The organism is Pseudomonas sp. SIMBA_067 (genome assembly GCF_046534675.1).
Classification (GTDB): domain Bacteria; phylum Pseudomonadota; class Gammaproteobacteria; order Pseudomonadales; family Pseudomonadaceae; genus Aquipseudomonas; species Aquipseudomonas putida.
This window is the reverse complement of the sequence record NZ_JAWRYH010000634.1, coordinates 1-263: the sequence shown is the minus strand read 5'-3', so window position 1 is coordinate 263 and position 263 is coordinate 1. Positions and strand designations below refer to the sequence as shown.

Annotated in this window: 1 protein-coding gene; it reads left to right on the top strand. The window is 59.3% G+C overall.

The window, feature by feature from the left end:
* Positions 1-22: 22 nt before the first annotated feature.
* On the top strand, positions 23-263 hold a 241-nt coding region (locus SB765_RS30645; protein ID WP_410932620.1), incomplete at its 3' end, for a hypothetical protein.

The window sequence follows — 263 nt, the reverse complement described above, 5'->3', positions numbered from 1 at the left end:
CTACGCGTTTCTGGGGGCTTATGTGTTTGAACAGATTCGCCAGCACGGCCCAGGCAACAACTGGGTAAATCTGGGCGGATTCGCCATCAGCGGCCTTCTGACCGCCGCCGCCACGCATGCCATGTCCATGCTGCAAGGCGAGCCCAACCAGATTTTCTATTCCTACGTATCTCCGTTGGTGGTGCTGGCCGCCATCTTTGCTTTTCGCCTGCTGCTTGCGCTGGGTGGCCAACTGGTACAGCACAGCAAGCTGCTGGCCGAGC